This window comes from Enterococcus sp. S183_ASV_20 (assembly GCF_018919685.1).
Taxonomy (GTDB): Bacteria; Bacillota; Bacilli; order Lactobacillales; family Enterococcaceae; genus Enterococcus; species Enterococcus faecalis.
This window is the reverse complement of record NZ_JAHLRI010000177.1, coordinates 1-486: the sequence shown is the minus strand read 5'-3', so window position 1 is coordinate 486 and position 486 is coordinate 1. Positions and strand designations below refer to the sequence as shown.

Below are 486 nucleotides of genomic sequence, written 5' to 3'. Positions count from 1 at the left end.
AATTGATAGCTTACCTTTACTTGGACGGCCCCCTTTTTTTCCTCGGACTCTGGCTGCCTTAAGACCAGAGTTAGTTCGTTCAATAATAATATCCCGTTCCAGTTCTGCTAAACTAGCCATAACTCGGAAAAAGAATCTTCCCATAGACGTTGAAGTATCTACGTTATCTTGAATAGATATAAAATTGACACTAAGTTCTTCAAATAATTCAGAAAGTTCAATCAAATGTTTAGTTGATCGTGAAATTCGATCTAACTTGTAAATGACAACAGAATCTCCTTCACGTAGTAGGTTGATCATTTCTTCTAATTGCGGTCGGTCTTTTTTCGCACCAGTTACTTTTTCTTGAAATAATTTATCAATTCCATAATGAGTAAGTGCATCAATTTGTAAACTAAGATTTTGATCATCCGTACTCACTCGAGCATAGCCAAAAATCATAAAAAAACCTCCTTAATTTTATAATTTAAATGTACCATAACTCAT

The 486-nt window shown here is 34.0% G+C and carries 1 protein-coding gene; it reads right to left on the bottom strand.

Annotated features, from left to right (window positions below; translation table 11 throughout):
• Window positions 1-441, bottom strand: a 441-nt coding sequence (locus tag KQI94_RS16305; protein ID WP_216454674.1) for a recombinase family protein, incomplete at its 3' end; no start/stop codon positions are given.
• Window positions 442-486 lie beyond the last annotated feature (45 nt).